The sequence below is a fragment of the Nocardia nova NBRC 15556 genome, from assembly GCF_001613005.1.
In the GTDB taxonomy this organism is placed as follows: domain Bacteria; phylum Actinomycetota; class Actinomycetes; order Mycobacteriales; family Mycobacteriaceae; genus Nocardia; species Nocardia nova.
The window spans coordinates 17,552-32,918 of the sequence record NZ_BDBN01000099.1 but is presented as its reverse complement, the minus strand read 5'-3'; the positions used below and the strand labels follow the sequence as shown (position 1 = coordinate 32,918).

Genomic DNA, 15,367 nt, shown 5'->3' with positions numbered 1-15,367 from the left:
GCTCCGGTCGTGCCGGGTACCGCCGCCGATCCGCGTCGCGTCGGCGGCGCATCCGACCTGCGCGCGGCATCCAAACCGGGATCGCGACCGGAAGCCGCCGCAACGCGAAGTGGCGCACCGGTTTCCGCCGATGTCCAGGCCACCACGGTCCACCGCGCCCCAGCCGCCGACAGTCCGGTCGATCGGGCGGTCGCCGGTAAGGCGCCCGTCGCCGAGCAGGTGACCGACCAGCTGCCCATGCCCGACGACGAATCCGGCACGGAGGCACAGGCTTCCGCCGCACCGGAGGCGGTGGGCAAGCCGCCGTTGTCGCGACTGGCGGCGAGCAGGCAGCGCCGGCGGCGGCGCGCTCGGCTCGCGGCCCGGGTGACCACCTCGATGTGTGCGGTACTGGCCCTCGTCATGACCGGTGTCGGCTGGAACTATCTGCGCGCCACCGACAACGGTTTCACCCAGGTGTCGGCGCTGGACGAGAATTCCACCGACATCGTCGATCCCGGCGGCCAGACCGGTGACGAGAACTTCCTCATCGTCGGCACCGACACCCGCGCCGGCGTGGACAGCCAGCTCGGCGCCGGCACCACCGAGGATGCCGAGGGTTCTCGGTCGGACACGGTGATGCTGGTACACATTCCGGCGGACCGCTCCCGCGTGGTCGCCGTCTCGTTCCCGCGCGACCTCGACGTCAGTCGCCCGGAATGCGAGGGCTGGGACAACGACAAGGCCAAATACACCGACGCGAAATTCCCCTCCGCGATCGGCGACAAGCTCAACGCCACCTATGCCCTGGGTGGTCCGAAATGCCTGACCAAGGTGATCCAGAAGCTGTCCGGTCTGAAGATCAGCCACTTCGTCGGCATCGACTTCAGCGGTTTCCAGTCGATGGTCGACACCATCGGCGGTGTCGAGGTGTGCACCAACCGGCCTCTGGTCGACGAGGAGCTCGGCACGGTGCTGCCGAATCCGGGTCGCCAGATCCTCAACGGCCCGACCGCGCTGGACTACGTCCGCGCTCGCCACGTGCAGGGCGAGGAACGCAGCGACTACGACCGCATCCACCGCCAGCAGCTGTTCCTGTCCTCGCTGCTGCGCAGTGCCCTGTCGTCGAAGGTGCTCTTCGACATCGGCAAACTCAACGGCTTCATCGGCGCGTTCAGCAGCCATGCCTTCATGGACAACGTCAACACCAAGGATCTGCTGATGCTGGGCCGCTCACTGCAGAAGGTGAGCGCGGGCGCGATCACGTTCCTGACGGTGCCGACCGCGGGCACCACCTCCTACGGCAACGAGATCCCCCGCGAATCGGATATCAAGGCGATCTTCCAGGCGATCATCGACGACCAGCCGCTGCCGGGTGAGAAGAAGGCGCCGGAGCCGTCCAAACCCGCTCAGGCCCCGGCCCCGCCGCAGCTGACCGCCGTGGATCCGAGCACGGTGTCGGTGCAGGTCTCCAACGGTTCCGGAGTGACCGGCGTGGCGAATACGGCGGCGACGAAATTCGCGGCCGACGGTTTCCAGATCTACAACGTCGGCAACTATTCCGGCGGCACGATCGACACCACCACGGTCCGCTATTCGGCCGGTCACGAGGCCGAGGCAGCGACGGTCGCCTCGGCGTTGCCCGGCGCGAAGCTGGCCGTGGCCTCGGGTCTGGGCAGCATCGTGGAGGTGGCGCTCGGCGCGGACTTCGCCGGCACCGTCGGCACACCGACCGCGTTCGGATCGCCGGTTCCCGCCCCGGCCGGAGCCACCGATGCCGCCGCGACGCCGGTCACACTCCCCTCCGACCTCGAACACGTCAACGCGGGTGACGACCTCTGCAAGTGAGCCGCGCTCACCTGCGGCGACATCGCCGATCGCACCGGCACCGACGATTCACCCACCGTTCGTGACTTGGTCAGAGCCGGGAACTAGTCTTTGGTTTCATGCGTGTCATCTACAACGAACAAATGGCCGAACTCGCCGATCTTCTGGGCGAGATGGCCGGACTGGCCGGCTCGGCCATGGAGCGGGCGACCCAGTCGCTGCTGCAGGCCGACATCGTGTTGGCCGAACAGGTGATCACCGAGTACGACCGGATCGCCGAGATGATCGCGCAGGCCGAGGAGAAGGCGTTCGCACTGCTGGCGCTGCAGGCGCCGGTGGCCGGTGACCTGCGGCAGGTGGTGAGCGCCATCCAGATCGTCTCCGATGTGAATCGGATGGGTGTGCTGGCGCTGCACGTGGCCAAGGTGGCCCGGCGCCGGCACCCGAACCACGCGCTCCCGGAATCGGTGAACGGCTACTTCGCCGAGATGGGCCGCATCGCGGTGAATATGGGCGCCGCCGCCAAGGAGGTCCTGGAGACGCGCGATCCGGAGCGGGCCGCGCAGCTCAACGAGGACGACGAGGCGATGGACGATCTGCATCGCCACCTGTTCTCCCTGCTGATGGACCGGGAATGGAAGTACGGCGTGGCCGCCGCCGTCGATGTCACGCTGCTGGGCCGCTACTACGAGCGCTTCGCCGACCACGCGGTCGAGATCGGCCGCCGGGTCGTCTTCCTAGTGACAGGTGTGCTGCCGCCCGACCCGGACTCCGAAACCGAGAAGATCTGAACCGGTTCCGCGGAGGTTGCTGCCCGTCCGGAGCACGGACGGGCAGCGAGTTTTCATGTCCGACTGATGGCATCGGCTTTCGCCGGCTCCTCCTCCGAGGTTCGGCCCAGCAGTAGCGACGCGCCGCGCTCGGGCTTCCACGGCAACAGCACCGCGACGAGCACCGCGCAGACCAGCAGGGCCCCGACCGCCGCCCAGGATGCGGCCGTCGAGCCGGCCAGCGCGGCCACCTTCATGGCATGCACCAGATCGGCTTTCGCACCGGCGAAGAACGGGCTGATCGGCGCCTTGACGATTTCCAGCACGCTGATGGGGGTGTCGCGGGCCAGGCTCTTCTGCGTGGGATTCATGATCGCGTCCGGGATCGCGTCGATGCGGGCGCCGACTCGACCGGTGTAGACCGAGGTCATGATCGAGCCGAGGACGGCGACGCCGAGGGTGCCGCCCACCTCGCGGGTGGTGTCGTTGACCGCCGATCCGGCGCCCGCCTCCTCGATCGGCACCGCGCCCATGATGGATTCGGTGGCCGGTCCCTGCACAACGCCGAAGCCGACACCCATCAGGACCATCGAGACCAGAACCGTTCCCAGATAGGGCGTTTCGACGGTCACCCGGCCCGCGAAGAACATGCCGGCGGCCAGCAGGAGCAGGCCGCACACGACGGTGGCGGTGGTGCCGATGCGCTGCGCGGCCAGCGTCGCCACAGGCGCGCCGAAGCCGACCGCGGCCGCGAAAGGCAATGAGTGGATGCCGAATTCGAGCGCGCTCAATTCCTTCACACCCTGGAAGTACTGGGTGATCAGGAACAGGAATCCGAAGGCACAGAAGTAGGAGACGGTGATCGCCAAGGCCGGGATCGAGAAGCGCCGGATCCGGAACAGCCGCATGTTCAGCACCGGTGATTCCACCCGCAACTCCCAGATCACATACAGCGCAAGCAGAATCAGCGAAACTGCGTAGCCGCCGACGCTGCGTCCGGACAGCCAGCCGTGCTTCGGCGCCTCGATGATCGTCCACACCAGCGTCGTGACCGCCACCAGCGAGAGGCCGATACCGAGCACGTCGAGCCGCCCGCTGTGATCGGCCCGCGATTCCGGGACGACGACGAGCACTGCCGCGATCGTGATCGCGGCGATCGGCACATTGATCCAGAACACGGCGTGCCAGCTGAAGTATTCGAGCAGCCAGCCGCCGGTGACCGGCCCGATCGCCACCGCGATACCGGCCATGGCGGTCCACAGCGCGATGGCCGCGGCCCGGGCGCGTGTCTCCGGGAACAGGTTGATGATCAGGGCCAGCGTCGCCGGGAACACCGCGGCGGCGAAGACGCCCATGCCGGCCCGCGCGGCGATCACCTGGCCGAGGCCCGAGGACATCGCACCGGCGGCCGACATGACGGCCACACCCGCCAGGCCGATGATCATCAGCCTGCGGCGGCCGTAGCGGTCACCGAGATGGCCGAGCGGCAACAGCAGCCCGGCGAAGGCCAAGGTGAACGCGTCCACGATCACTGCAGCCCGCTCATCCGGGCCTGCAACTGCACCGCCATCGACGGCAGGGCCACATTGACCAGCGTGTTGTCCAGTACGACCAGCAGTTCGGCCAGACAGATCGCGACCAACGCGAAAACCCGCATACGCGTCGCGATCGGAATCCCCTGCTGGGCTACAGGTCTCGCCGTTGACACCGACATCCCGCCTCCTGACTATAACGATCGGTTTAGTTCAGGAGGAAGGTAACTGTTACCACGAGTGTCAGACAACCGACTACGGTATGAGATGAGCGAGCACACAACTCGGACGACGATGTGATACTCGACACACGCACCTCTGTGCGCATGAGAAAACCCCGTCCACCAGGGACGGGGTTTCGAAACGCGGAGGGACTCAGCCCGCGATCAGAAGGTTCGGAGAACTTTATCCGAAGCGGCCGGAGATGTAGTCCTCGGTCGCCTTCTGGGTGGGGTTGGAGAAGATCCGCTCGGTCTCGTCGATTTCGATGAGCTTGCCGGGCTTGCCCTGGGCTTCCAGGTTGAAGAACGCCGTCTGATCACTCACGCGCGCGGCCTGCTGCATGTTGTGGGTGACGATGACGATCGTGTACTCCTTCTTCAGCTCGGAGATCAGGTCCTCGATCGCGAGCGTGGAGATGGGGTCCAGCGCCGAACACGGCTCGTCCATCAGCAGCACGTCGGGCGAGACCGCGATCGCGCGGGCGATGCACAGACGCTGCTGCTGACCGCCGGACAGGCCACCACCGGGCTTGTCGAGGCGATCCTTCACCTCGTTCCACAGGTTGGCCCCACGCAGCGAGCGCTCGGCGACCTCTTCGAGCTCCTTGCGGTTGCGCACCCCCTGCAGCTTCAGCCCGGCCACCACATTGTCGCGAATCGACATGGTGGGGAACGGGTTCGGCCGCTGGAACACCATGCCGATGGTGCGCCGCACGCCGACCGGGTCGACCGCGGAGCCGTAGATGTCCTCACCGTCGAGCAGCACCGCGCCCTCGACGCGGGCGTTCGGAGTCACCTCGTGCATGCGGTTGAGCGAACGCAGCACCGTCGACTTACCGCAACCGGACGGGCCGATGAAAGCGGTGACGCTGCGCGGCAACACGGTCAGCGACACATCGGATACGGCGTGGAATTTGCCGTAGAAGATGTTGAGATCTTTGACGTCGATCCGCTTGGCCATTGTCGTATTCCGTTCGCTTCTATCGATTCCGCGTGAGCAGTTTGTTGACCACGGCCGCGCCGATGTACAGCAGGGCGATGATCAGGATCAGCGTCAGCGACGCGCCCCACACTCGCATCCGGCCGGCCGCTTCCGGGTTGGCCAGTTCCTGGTAGATCATCAGCGGCAGCGACGCCATATTTCCGTTGAAGATGTTGGAGTTGATCGACTTCGAGTAGCCGACGAGGACCAGCACCGGCGCGGTCTCACCCATGACGCGGGCGACCGCCAGCAACATACCGCTGATCATGCCGGGCAGAGCGGTCGGCACGACGATCCGCAGGATCGTCTTCCATTTCGGGATGCCCAGCGCGTAGGAGGCCTCGCGCAATTCGTCGGGCACGAGTTTGAGCATTTCCTCGGTACTGCGCACCACCACCGGCAACATCAGCAGCACCAGTGCCAGCGACACCGCGAAGGCCGACTGCGGGAAACCGAAGGTGGCGATCCACAGCGCGAAGACGAAGAGCGCGGCCACGATCGAGGGCACACCGGCGAGGATGTCGACCATGAAGGTGGTCGTCTTCGCCAGCCAGCCACGGCCGTATTCGACCAGATACACGGCGGCCATGATGCCCAGCGGCACCGCGATCACCGCGGCCACCGCCGATTGCACGATCGTCCCGTAGATCGCGTGGTACACACCGCCCGCGAACTGGTCGGGCAGCACGCCCTTCTGCGACTTGGACCACCAGCCACTGCTGACGATCGCGTGGAAACCCTTGCTCAGCACCAGGATCAGCACCCAGCCCAGCGGGACCAGCGCGATGCCGAAGCACAGCCACATGACCGAGGTGGCGAGGTTGTTGCGGACCTTGCGGCCCATGCTCACGTGGCGGAACGTGGGCGCCTTGATCGGCTTGTCCAATGTGGTGGTCATCACCCGTTCACCTTCCCGCCGGCGGCGATCCGAGCCAGGGCATTGACGACGAAGGTCAACGCGAACAGTACGAAGCCCGCCGCGATATAGGCGCCGGTCGGCAACGCCTGGCTGAATTCCGAAGCGGCCGAGGCGATCTTGGAGGCGAAGGTGTAGCCACCGTCGAACAGCGACCAGTGGCCGGCCGAGGCGGCGGTGCGCAGCACGATCAGCACCGCGATGGTTTCACCCAGCGCGCGGCCGAGCCCCAGCATGGAACCGGCGATCACACCGCTGCGGCCGTACGGCAGCACGGTCATCCGCACGACCTCCCACTTGGTGGCGCCCAGGGCCTGTGCGGCCTCGATGTGCGCGCGGGGAGTCAGGTGGAAGACCTCGCGGCTGACCGAGGTGATGATCGGCAGGATCATCACCGCGAGCACGACACCGGCGGTGAAGATCGTGCCACCGCCGCTGATGGAGACGTTGCCTTCCTTGAACAGGAAGAACCAGCCCAATTTGTCGTTGAGGAATTGTTCGAAGGGCGCCAGCTTCTCGGCCAGCACCAGGAAACCCCACAGACCGAACACGATCGAAGGCACCGCCGCGAGCAGATCGACCAGCATCGCGAACGGACGCGAGAGGACCTTCGGCGCGTACTGCGTCAGGAACAACGCGATACCGACGCCGAGCGGCACGGCGATCAGCAATGCCAGCAGCGAACTCAGCACCGTGACCATGAACAGGTCGCGGATGCCGAAGTGCATGTTGTCGGCATTGGTGACGTTGAACTCGGCACTGGTGAAGAAGTTCGCCTTGTTCGCCGCTACCGACGGCACCGCGCGAATCAGCAGAAACAGCGCGATGAGCGCGATCGCCGCGACGATCGTCGCCCCGGCGGCCGTGGCCAGGGAACGGAAAACGGTCTCCCCCCGGCGGCTGTGGCCGCCGGCGATGCGACCGGCCGGCTTGTTGCTCGACTCACTCGGCATGGAGGAAGTATCTCCCGGCGGGACTTCGTTGCCCGTCCGCGGGCCGGTCGAATCCGACTGGCCCGCGGCGGTGACTTCGTCGTGGACGGTCATCAGGGTTTCGCAATCAGGAGATGGCGTTGATCGCGGTGGTCAGCTTGGTCTTGAACGCATCCGGGATCGGCACGTAGCCGGAGTCCTCGAGTCCGTTCTGACCGTTGGTGATCGCCGAGGTCAGGAACGCCTTGACGGCTTTGCCGGTGTCGGCGTCGGCGTACTTCGAGCACACGATCTCGTAGGTGGCCAGCATGATCGGGTAGGCGCCCGGATCGGTCGGCTTGTAGAACGAGTTGGTGTCGATGATCAGGTCGTTGCCCTGACCGACGATCTTCGCGGCGGCGATGGCCTTACCGGCCGACTCGGTGTTGAGCGCCACCGGCTTCACGGCGGCATCGGTGATGATCTGCGCGGTGGACAGGTTCTGCGACCGCGCGAAGGACCACTCGTTGTACGTGATGGAGCCCTTGGTGCTCTTGATGGCGGCCGAGGTGCCCTCGTTGCCCTTCGCACCCTCGCCGACACCGCCGGCGAACGCCTTGCCCGCGCCCTTGCCCCACGCGCCGTTGGAGGCGGCGTCCAGGTAGCGCTGGAAGTTGTCGGTGGTGCCCGACTCGTCACTGCGGAAGATCACGTGGATCTCGTCCGACGGCAGGTTCACGCCCTGGTTCAGGCCCTTGATCGCCGGGTCGTCCCACTTGGTGATGGTGCCGTTGAAGATCTTCGCCGCCGTCGGGCCGTCGAGGGTCAGGTTGGTGACACCGTCGAGGTTGTAGGTGATGGCGATCGGACCGAAGACCGTCGGCAGGTTCCAAGCCGGTGCGCCACAACGGTCGGCGGCCTTCTTCGGCTCGTCCTTCTTCGGGTCCAGAGCGGAGTCCGAACCACCGAAATCGGTCTGGCCGCCGACGAACTCGTTCACGCCGGCGCCGGAGCCGCTGGAGGTGTAGTCCAGCTTGGCACCGTCGCAGTTCTGCTCGTAGGCGGCGATGAAGCGGTCCATCGCGTTCTTCTGAGCGGAGGATCCGCTGGCCTTGAGAGCCTTCTTGCCACCGCAGGCCACATCGACCTTGGTGGTGTTACCGGTCGCGGCCGAGTTGTCGTCGCTACCACAGGCAGTCAGTGTCAGAGTGCCGGCAGCCGCCAGCACACCGAGGAGAGCGCCGCTGCGCTTGAAATTCACCTGTTCCTCCGGGAAACGCTTCGTACACGCCCGATCCCTCAACGACCGGACGGGTCCTGTGGGTGGCCGTTCGCAGAGAACTTGCGCACCGAGCAGCGAATGCCGCCCACGATCAAAGTAGATTCGTCCGGTTGACAGTGGGACCTGGGCAAGTGAACGCAGGGTGAACAACCCGGCGCGATTGCGGTTCGGACCTGTGAGATTTGCCGCAGTGTTACTGCGAGGGTATCAACGCGCGGTGTAGGCGACGTCGATATGGGCCGTCTCGAACCCGAGACGAGTATAGGTGTGCACGGCCGCGGTGTTGTCGGCCTCGGTGTAGAGGATCACCGCGCCGAGTCCCCGATCGCGCAGGTAGTGCAGGCCCGCGAGGGTCAGCACGCGTCCCAGTCCGCGGCCCTGCGCGGCCGGGTCGATGGCCACCACGTAGACCTCGCCGACCGCGTCCGAGGTCTCGTCCGGCTCGTGCACCTTGGTCCAGTGAAAGCCCAGGATATGGCTGGGATCCGCGGGATCGGCGGCGATGAACAGGCCCTTCGGGTCGAACCAGGGCGCCGCCCGCCGGACCGCGATCTCGGCCTCGGTCCAGCCGCCCTGTTCGGGATGCCAGTGGAAGGCGGCGCTGTTGACCCGCAGGATCTCCGCGTCGTCGGCGGGCCCGGCATAGGTCCGCAGCACGATGTCGGCAGGCACCTCCAGCTCGGGTAGCTCGACGGTTGCCTGATCGCCCTCCGGAGCCTGTGTCAGGGGCCGCCGCATCTGCCACAACTCGCGTGCGATCGTCAGCCCGAGCCGGCCGGCGACCGCCCGCGCCGGCGCCAGATTGCCGTGCGCCCAGATCCGCGCACCCGGACCACCCGCTTGCAGGGCCGCCGCGACGAGCGTCGCGCCGATACCGCGCCCGCGCGCCCGCGGATCCACCACGGCCTCGGCCATCGCCGGGTGATCACCGTGTGCCGGAACGAGATTCGCGTACGCGACGAGTTCGCCGTCACGCTCGACGACCAGATGCCGCGTCCGGCCGGTCGGCGCATCGGCGTCGGCATCGTCGTGCGCGGGCGACGCGGATGCGGTCACCGAGAGCACCGCTTGTTCGGAGATCGGCGCGACCGCGTCGGCGGCACCCGCGCGTTCCACCAGCTCCACGATCTGCGCCGCGGTCGCTGGGGCCAATTCGGTGGTCCAGTCCGGCACCTGCACGCTCACACCCATCCCTCGCTCATTCGTTCACGTCCGCCGGCAACCGGCACATGCGGCAATCGGCCCCTCCCAGAACGTGCTCGGCTACCGCCCTGATTCCCGCCCGCGGCGGCCGGCTACCCCAGCGGCCGGTTTCGTTTCGGCGCAACCGTTTTCGCGGGCCGATCGTCCGTGCCGCGGCCAACCGCAGCGGCATCCCGCTCGTCCATCGCACCCCGGCCCGCTCAGGCCCGTCACCGATCTCAGGACGAGCTGCCGTTGACCTGTGTCAACTGCGAGTCGTCGGCGCCGTCGTCGCCCTCGTCCGGGAGGCCGGCCGGCTGCTCGCTGCCCTTGTTGTTGGCCGAGCGCGCCGGGCGAACCGCCTTGTAACCGACGTTGCGGACGGTGCCGATCAGGGATTCGTACTCACTGCCGAGTTTGGCTCGCAGCCGCCGCACGTGCACGTCGACCGTGCGGGTGCCGCCGAAGAAGTCGTAACCCCAGACCTCCTGCAGCAACTGGGCGCGGGTGAAGACCCGGCCGGCGTGCTGGGCGAGATATTTCAGCAGCTCGAATTCCTTGTAGGTCAGATCGAGTGGGCGGCCGCGCAACCGCGCGGTGTAGGTGCCCTCGTCGATGACCAGTTCGCCGAGTGTGATCTTGCCGGTGTTCTCCGGGCTGGCCGCGCCGCCGTTGCGGGCGACCAGCAGGCGCAGCCGGGCATCGAGTTCGGCCGGACCGGTTCCCGGCAGCAGGATGTCGTCCAGTCCCCAATCGGCATTGACCGCGACCAGACCGCCCTCGGTCAGCACCGCCACCACCGGCACCGAGGAGCCGGTGCTGCCGAGCAGTCTGCACAGTCCGCGCGCGGCGGCCAGATCGGTGCGGGCATCGACCAGAGCCACATCCGCGGTACCCGCCTCGAGCAGCGATGCCACCTCGGTGGGCGCGGGCCGCACATTGTGCGGGAGCAGCGCCAGGGACGGCAGCACGGCTTCCGGGTTCGGATCGGAGGTCAGCAGGAGCAGCTCCACCGGCTCTCCTCCCAATCTGGCATGTCCGCGGGCAACCTCGACGTCAATCGCGAATCCATGCGCGTCGGCACAGGTAATTCGTGCCTACATTAGCGCGTGCGCGGCGCCGATCATGTATTGCGCACTCCGCCGCACCCGCGCGGAGACCAGCGGTGATGGCCGCCGCCGCGCCCACGCCCGCGCGCCCGCGTGGTCCGGGCAGATATCTTCGTACCGGGTAGCCTCTCCTCGAGACGCCCACGCCTCGTACCCCTCCGCGCGCGACCGCAGTGTTCCGCGCGCACGGACGGCCTGAACTCGGAGCATGTGGATGAGAAAACTGATCGTCGGACTGCTGCTGGTGGTCGCGATCGCCGTAGTGGTCGATTTCACTGCGGCGGCCTACTCGGAGTACCGGGTATCGCGGTCGCTGCGGGCCGGCGGTGAACTCAGCGCCGACCCCGAAGTGACCATTCACGGCTTCCCGTTCCTGGCCCAGACCGCGCGCGGCGACTACCGCAACCTCGAGATCCGGGCGCGCGCCAACCGTCCCGACATTCCCGGCGAGATCCTCGTCGAAGCCACCCTGAACGGTGTCCACCTGTCGATGCACGATCTGGTGGACAACGACATGCGCTCGGTGATGGTCGACCAGGTGGCAGGCCGGATGCGGATCGAACCGGTCGAGCTCGGGCGCCTGTTCAACATTCCGGACCTCGAGGTGGTCACCCGCCCGGCCGACAAATCCGACGGCACCGGGGGTTCCGGCGGGTCGGGCATGACCACCCAGGGCGCCCTGGTCCTCACCGGCACCATCCAGCTCGGCCCGGAGACCCGCAGTACCGACCGGGTGAGCGTGAAGGCCGATCTGTTCCTCGACGGAGATCAGATCAAACTGGTCGCCACCGACCTTTATCACGGCGGCGTCGATACCACCGCGCCCACCACCACCGCCGCGGAACTGGGTCCCGACCTGGACAAGGCCGCGGTACTGGCCCGCTTCACTCGCACCATCGACACCAAGGATCTGCCGTTCGGGGTGCCCCCGAAGAAGGTGCAGGCCATCGGCGGCAATATCGTGGTAGAGGGGGAAGGGGAGAATATTCGCATTGATATGGACAGGTTTGCCCGACCATGATTGAACTCACGATTCTGGCCGTCGTCCTGCTGGCCGGGGTGGCCGCGGGTATTGCCCTGCGCTACCGCGAGGGCCGCGTCCGGACAGCCAAGACCACCGAGATCGCGGGTTCGCGCACCGAACTGCTCAGCGCCGTCGGTGTCACCGAGGCGGTGCCGACCGTCCTGCACTTCTCCGCCGAATGGTGCGGTCCGTGCGCAGCGGTCCGGCGGGTGGTGGCCGGGGTCGTCGCCGATCTGGCCGATACCGTGCAGCCGCCCCGCGACGTCGAGGTCGATATCGACGCCGAGGCGGACCTGGCGCGCGAGCTCAATGTCCTGTCGCTGCCCACCACGTTCGTCTTCGACGCCCACGGGCGCGAGCGGTTCCGGATCTCGGGTGTGCCCAAGGCCACCGACCTGCGTAGCGCACTGGCTCCGCTGACGGTTCCCGAGGCGGCCTGAACTTCCTGCTCACAAGGGCTTTTCGGCCGTTGCTCGAACTGTCCCCCACGCCGTCTACGCGCCCGGCGCCCGCCCGTGTTTCGTACCCCGGGTCCAATTCCCTCCCGAAACCGGGTAAACTGCTTGGCGTGCAAACCCGCCGAGAGCTGATGCTCACCCGACGCCGCACAGTTGATCTGTGCCGCCTCGGCGGTTGTTGCTGCCTGTGCATGTAGCCGGTCGGCCTTTCGTATCCCCTGCCGCCGACCGGTTTCTCCACCGCGTGTGAGATCTCGTCGATCCCCCGGTGATCCGACCTATCTGACGGATAACCCGCAACCGGATAAGCCAGATAAGCCTTCTTCAGCGCAGGAGTTCCCGTGCCCCAGAACACCAACTCACCCACCGGTCAGGTGGACGTCCGCGGACCGCGGTTCGCGGCGTGGATCACCACCGGTGTCCTCGTGCTGGTCCTGATCGTCTCCGCCTTCTCGACCGCCGCCGCCGCGGTGCTGATCGCCCTGCAAGCGATCGTGTTCGCCCTCGGCGCGCTGTACGGTCCGCGGCGCAGCCCCTACGGCTGGGTCTTCGCCACCTTCGCCGCGCCGCGCATCGGCCCGGCGACCGAAACCGAGCCGGTGCCGCCGCTGCGGTTCGCACAGCTGGTCGGTTTCGTCTTCGCGATCGTCGGTTTCATCGGCTTCGCGGCCGGGGCCGGCGTGGTGGGCGCGATCTTCACCGCCTTCGCACTGTTCGCGGCGTTCCTCAACGCGGCGTTCGGAATCTGCTTGGGCTGCAAGATCTATCCGCTCACCCAGCGGCTCGGCGCGCGCACCCCGGTCACGACGAGCAACTCGGCGAACTGACCCGCCCTCACGAACCACAACTCATCTCTCCACATACCCCGGCAAGTCACATCGAAAGGAACAACATGGCTCGCTCCGATGTCCTGGTCTCCGCAGACTGGGTCGAAGAGAACCTCAACACCCCCGGCGTCGTGATCGTCGAGGTCGACGAGGACACCTCCGCCTACGACACGGGCCACATCGAGGGTGCCGTCAAGATCGACTGGAAGAAGGATCTGCAGGATCCGGTTCGGCGTGACTTCGTCAACCGGGAGCAGTTCTCGGATCTGCTGTCGGCCCGCGGTATCGGCAACGACGACACCGTCGTTCTCTACGGTGGCAACAACAATTGGTTCGCGGCCTACGCGTACTGGTACTTCAAGCTCTACGGCCACCAGAACGTGAAGCTGCTCGACGGCGGCCGCAAGAAGTGGGAGCTCGACGCCCGCCCGCTGTCGACCGATGCAGTGACCCGTCCGGCGACGACCTACAAGGCCTCCGAGCAGGACCTGTCGATCCGCGCCTTCCGCGACGACGCCATCCAGGCGATCGGCGTCAAGAACCTCGTCGACGTGCGTTCGCCCGACGAGTTCTCCGGCAAGATTCTCGCTCCCGCGCACCTGCCGCAGGAGCAGAGCCAGCGTCCCGGCCACATCCCCGGCGCCATCAACGTGCCGTGGAGCAAGGCCGCGAACGAGGACGGCACCTTCAAGTCCGACGAGGAACTGGCTTCCATCTACAAGGAAGCGGGCCTCGACGGCGAGAAGGAGACCATCGCCTACTGCCGCATCGGTGAGCGCTCGTCGCACACCTGGTTCGTGCTGCAGGAGCTGCTGGGCCACAAGAACGTCAAGAACTACGACGGGAGCTGGACCGAATACGGCTCCCTCGTCGGTGCACCGATCGAGTTGGGAGCGTAAATAGATATGTGTGCAGCACCTACCCAGGGTCAGGCCCTTCCGGCCAACGTCGACACCGAGAAGGAGACCGTCCTCACCGGACGCGTCCTCGATGCGGACGGTAACCCGGTAGGCGGCGCCTTCGTCCGCCTGCTGGACTCGAGCGACGAGTTCACCGCCGAGGTCGTGGCCTCCGGCACCGGTGATTTCCGCTTCTTCGCCGCGCCCGGCACCTGGACCATCCGGGCCCTGTCGTCGGCCGGCAACGGATCGGCCAAGGTCAGCCCCGAAGGGGCGGGCGTCCACAACATCGACGTGAGCGTCGCCAAGTAACACCGACGCCGAGCGTCGACGGCACGCGCCGAAAACTGCGCTCATCGCACGCGAACGGCCCCGGGATTCGTTTTCCCGGGGCCGTTTTCGTCTTCGCCGAGCGGGTCGTTAAACTCCGATATGTGGTCTTAACCTTCGAGATTCTGCTGGTCATCTGCTCCGTGCTGATCGCCTGGTTCGGGCTGTACGTCCTCTACCGGCTCTTCACCGAGTCGTGACCGATTCGGCGAGCGAGAACGTCGAAAACGCAGCGACCAACGGACACGCCTCACAGGCGCATGCCGAGGGGCGCGAGAGCGATGACGCGGCTCGCCGCAGTGGCGACGAGGCGGTAGCCGAGGCTGCCGAGCGCGCCAAATCCACCGGCGGCCGCAACATTCCGCAGCTGCCGGGTCTGCCGCTGCCCGAGGACACCGCGAATCTGCGGCTGGGTCCCGATCTGAGTGCCTCCATGCTCGCGCTACTGCCCCTGGTGGGCGTCTGGCGCGGTGAGGGCGAGGGCAACGATCCCGAGCGCGGCGGCGACTACCACTTCGGTCAGCAGATCATCGTCTCCCACGACGGTGGCGACTATCTGTCCTGGGATTCTCGTTCCTGGGTCATCGACGCCGAAGGCAACTACTCCGGCCCCGATCTGCGCGAGAGCGGCTTCTGGCGGGTCGGCATCGACGGCGACGACGAGGTCATCGAACTCCTGCTGACCCACAGCTCCGGCATCGTCGAACTCTTCTACGGCCAGGCCCTCACCCAGTCGTCCTGGGAACTGGCCACCGACGTCGTGATCCGCAGCCAGTCCGGCGCGGTGGTCGGCGGCGCCAAACGCCTCTACGGCATCGTCGAAGGCGGCGACCTCGGCTACGTCGAGGAACGAGTGGAAGCCGACGGCGCCCTGAAACCCCGCCTCTCCGCTCGCCTCCAGCGCTACATCGGCTGAGCCGAGCCCGGGCAACGTCGGCCCTGATCTCAGGCCGAAAGAGCACGGCCCCCGAGCCGTACCGCGGAGATCTGATCTCTCGCGGTCCCGGTCGGACAAACCGGGGGCTCGGGGGCCGGGTGACTGCCTTGGATTAGTTCAGCGCTCGCGCGGGGACCGAATCCACTGCAGCGGGCCGCGGTACGGGGACCGCGGCTGTGGC

14 protein-coding genes and 1 pseudogene are annotated in these 15,367 nt (G+C 66.9%); 8 read left to right on the top strand and 7 right to left on the bottom strand.

Going from position 1 to position 15,367, the window contains the following annotated elements:
- Together NN2_RS30410 and phoU are read left to right on the top strand one after the other, a co-directional pair.
- On the top strand, positions 1 to 1,827 hold a 1,827-nt coding region (locus NN2_RS30410; protein WP_439955872.1), incomplete at its 5' end, for an LCP family protein.
- 98 nt (positions 1,828 to 1,925) lie between these two features.
- Positions 1,926 to 2,597, top strand: coding sequence for a phosphate signaling complex protein PhoU (gene phoU, locus NN2_RS30405; RefSeq protein ID WP_063018103.1), 672 nt, complete (start codon positions 1,926 to 1,928; stop codon positions 2,595 to 2,597).
- Between the two features lie 53 nt (positions 2,598 to 2,650).
- Here the strand turns inward: phoU and NN2_RS30400 are convergent.
- The 7 genes and pseudogenes from NN2_RS30400 to NN2_RS30370 all read right to left on the bottom strand — a co-directional run bounded on the left by NN2_RS30400 (position 2,651) and on the right by NN2_RS30370 (position 10,615).
- Positions 2,651 to 4,233: pseudogene (locus NN2_RS30400) on the bottom strand (MFS transporter).
- Positions 4,234 to 4,513: 280 nt separating this feature from the next.
- On the bottom strand, positions 4,514 to 5,290 hold the full coding sequence (pstB, locus tag NN2_RS30395) for a phosphate ABC transporter ATP-binding protein PstB (protein ID WP_063018102.1): 777 nt from the start codon (positions 5,288 to 5,290) through the stop codon (positions 4,514 to 4,516).
- Between the two features lie 19 nt (positions 5,291 to 5,309).
- Complete coding sequence (pstA, locus tag NN2_RS30390) at positions 5,310 to 6,209, bottom strand: phosphate ABC transporter permease PstA (RefSeq protein ID WP_063018100.1); 900 nt, start codon at positions 6,207 to 6,209, stop codon at positions 5,310 to 5,312.
- The gene (gene pstC, locus NN2_RS30385) at positions 6,209 to 7,180 is read right to left on the bottom strand and encodes a phosphate ABC transporter permease subunit PstC (RefSeq protein WP_030517450.1); all 972 of its coding nucleotides are present in this window, start codon (positions 7,178 to 7,180) and stop codon (positions 6,209 to 6,211) included. Before pstC ends, pstA begins: the two co-directional genes overlap by 1 nt.
- 106 nt (positions 7,181 to 7,286) lie before the next feature.
- Positions 7,287 to 8,399 carry a phosphate ABC transporter substrate-binding protein PstS gene (pstS, locus tag NN2_RS30380; RefSeq protein WP_063018098.1) on the bottom strand — a complete coding sequence of 371 codons (1,113 nt, stop codon included), beginning with the start codon at positions 8,397 to 8,399 and terminating at the stop codon, positions 7,287 to 7,289.
- 228 nt (positions 8,400 to 8,627) lie between these two features.
- A complete protein-coding gene (gene mshD / locus NN2_RS30375; RefSeq protein ID WP_369817488.1) occupies positions 8,628 to 9,605 on the bottom strand; it encodes a mycothiol synthase in 978 nt (325 codons plus the stop codon).
- Positions 9,606 to 9,841: 236 nt separating this feature from the next.
- Entirely contained in the window at positions 9,842 to 10,615 is a 774-nt protein-coding gene (locus NN2_RS30370) for a winged helix-turn-helix transcriptional regulator (RefSeq protein ID WP_063018093.1), read from the bottom strand.
- Positions 10,616 to 10,925: 310 nt separating this feature from the next.
- On the opposite strand from NN2_RS30370, the gene NN2_RS30365 reads away from it, so the two are divergent.
- From NN2_RS30365 to NN2_RS30340, 6 genes are all read left to right on the top strand, one after another.
- The gene (locus tag NN2_RS30365; RefSeq protein WP_030517446.1) at positions 10,926 to 11,732 is read left to right on the top strand and encodes an LmeA family phospholipid-binding protein; all 807 of its coding nucleotides are present in this window, start codon (positions 10,926 to 10,928) and stop codon (positions 11,730 to 11,732) included.
- Positions 11,729 to 12,175: a thioredoxin family protein gene (locus tag NN2_RS30360; protein WP_063018091.1), complete on the top strand. Its 447-nt coding sequence runs from the start codon at positions 11,729 to 11,731 to the stop codon at positions 12,173 to 12,175. Before NN2_RS30365 ends, NN2_RS30360 begins: the two co-directional genes overlap by 4 nt.
- 359 nt (positions 12,176 to 12,534) lie before the next feature.
- Positions 12,535 to 13,020: a DUF4395 domain-containing protein gene (locus NN2_RS30355; protein WP_063018089.1), complete on the top strand. Its 486-nt coding sequence runs from the start codon at positions 12,535 to 12,537 to the stop codon at positions 13,018 to 13,020.
- 65 nt (positions 13,021 to 13,085) lie between these two features.
- Positions 13,086 to 13,919 carry a sulfurtransferase gene (locus NN2_RS30350; RefSeq protein WP_063018087.1) on the top strand — a complete coding sequence of 278 codons (834 nt, stop codon included), beginning with the start codon at positions 13,086 to 13,088 and terminating at the stop codon, positions 13,917 to 13,919.
- 6 nt (positions 13,920 to 13,925) lie between these two features.
- The gene (locus NN2_RS30345) at positions 13,926 to 14,231 is read left to right on the top strand and encodes a DUF1416 domain-containing protein (RefSeq protein ID WP_063018085.1); all 306 of its coding nucleotides are present in this window, start codon (positions 13,926 to 13,928) and stop codon (positions 14,229 to 14,231) included.
- A 214-nt stretch (positions 14,232 to 14,445) separates the two neighbouring features.
- Complete coding sequence (locus NN2_RS30340) at positions 14,446 to 15,165, top strand: heme-binding beta-barrel domain-containing protein (protein WP_030517440.1); 720 nt, start codon at positions 14,446 to 14,448, stop codon at positions 15,163 to 15,165.
- The last annotated feature ends 202 nt before the right edge of the window (positions 15,166 to 15,367 follow it).

Excerpts from the sequence above, each read along its gene's own strand:
- phoU (WP_063018103.1), top strand. The coding sequence starts at position 1,926 with ATGCGTGTCATCTACAACGAACAAATGGCCGAACTCGCCGATCTTCTG.
- pstB (WP_063018102.1), bottom strand. The coding sequence starts at position 5,290 with ATGGCCAAGCGGATCGACGTCAAAGATCTCAACATCTTCTACGGCAAA.
- pstA (WP_063018100.1), bottom strand. The coding sequence starts at position 6,209 with ATGACCACCACATTGGACAAGCCGATCAAGGCGCCCACGTTCCGCCAC.
- pstC (WP_030517450.1), bottom strand. The coding sequence starts at position 7,180 with ATGCCGAGTGAGTCGAGCAACAAGCCGGCCGGTCGCATCGCCGGCGGC.
- NN2_RS30365 (WP_030517446.1), top strand. The coding sequence starts at position 10,926 with ATGAGAAAACTGATCGTCGGACTGCTGCTGGTGGTCGCGATCGCCGTA.
- NN2_RS30360 (WP_063018091.1), top strand. The coding sequence starts at position 11,729 with ATGATTGAACTCACGATTCTGGCCGTCGTCCTGCTGGCCGGGGTGGCC.
- NN2_RS30350 (WP_063018087.1), top strand. The coding sequence starts at position 13,086 with ATGGCTCGCTCCGATGTCCTGGTCTCCGCAGACTGGGTCGAAGAGAAC.
- NN2_RS30345 (WP_063018085.1), top strand. The coding sequence starts at position 13,926 with ATGTGTGCAGCACCTACCCAGGGTCAGGCCCTTCCGGCCAACGTCGAC.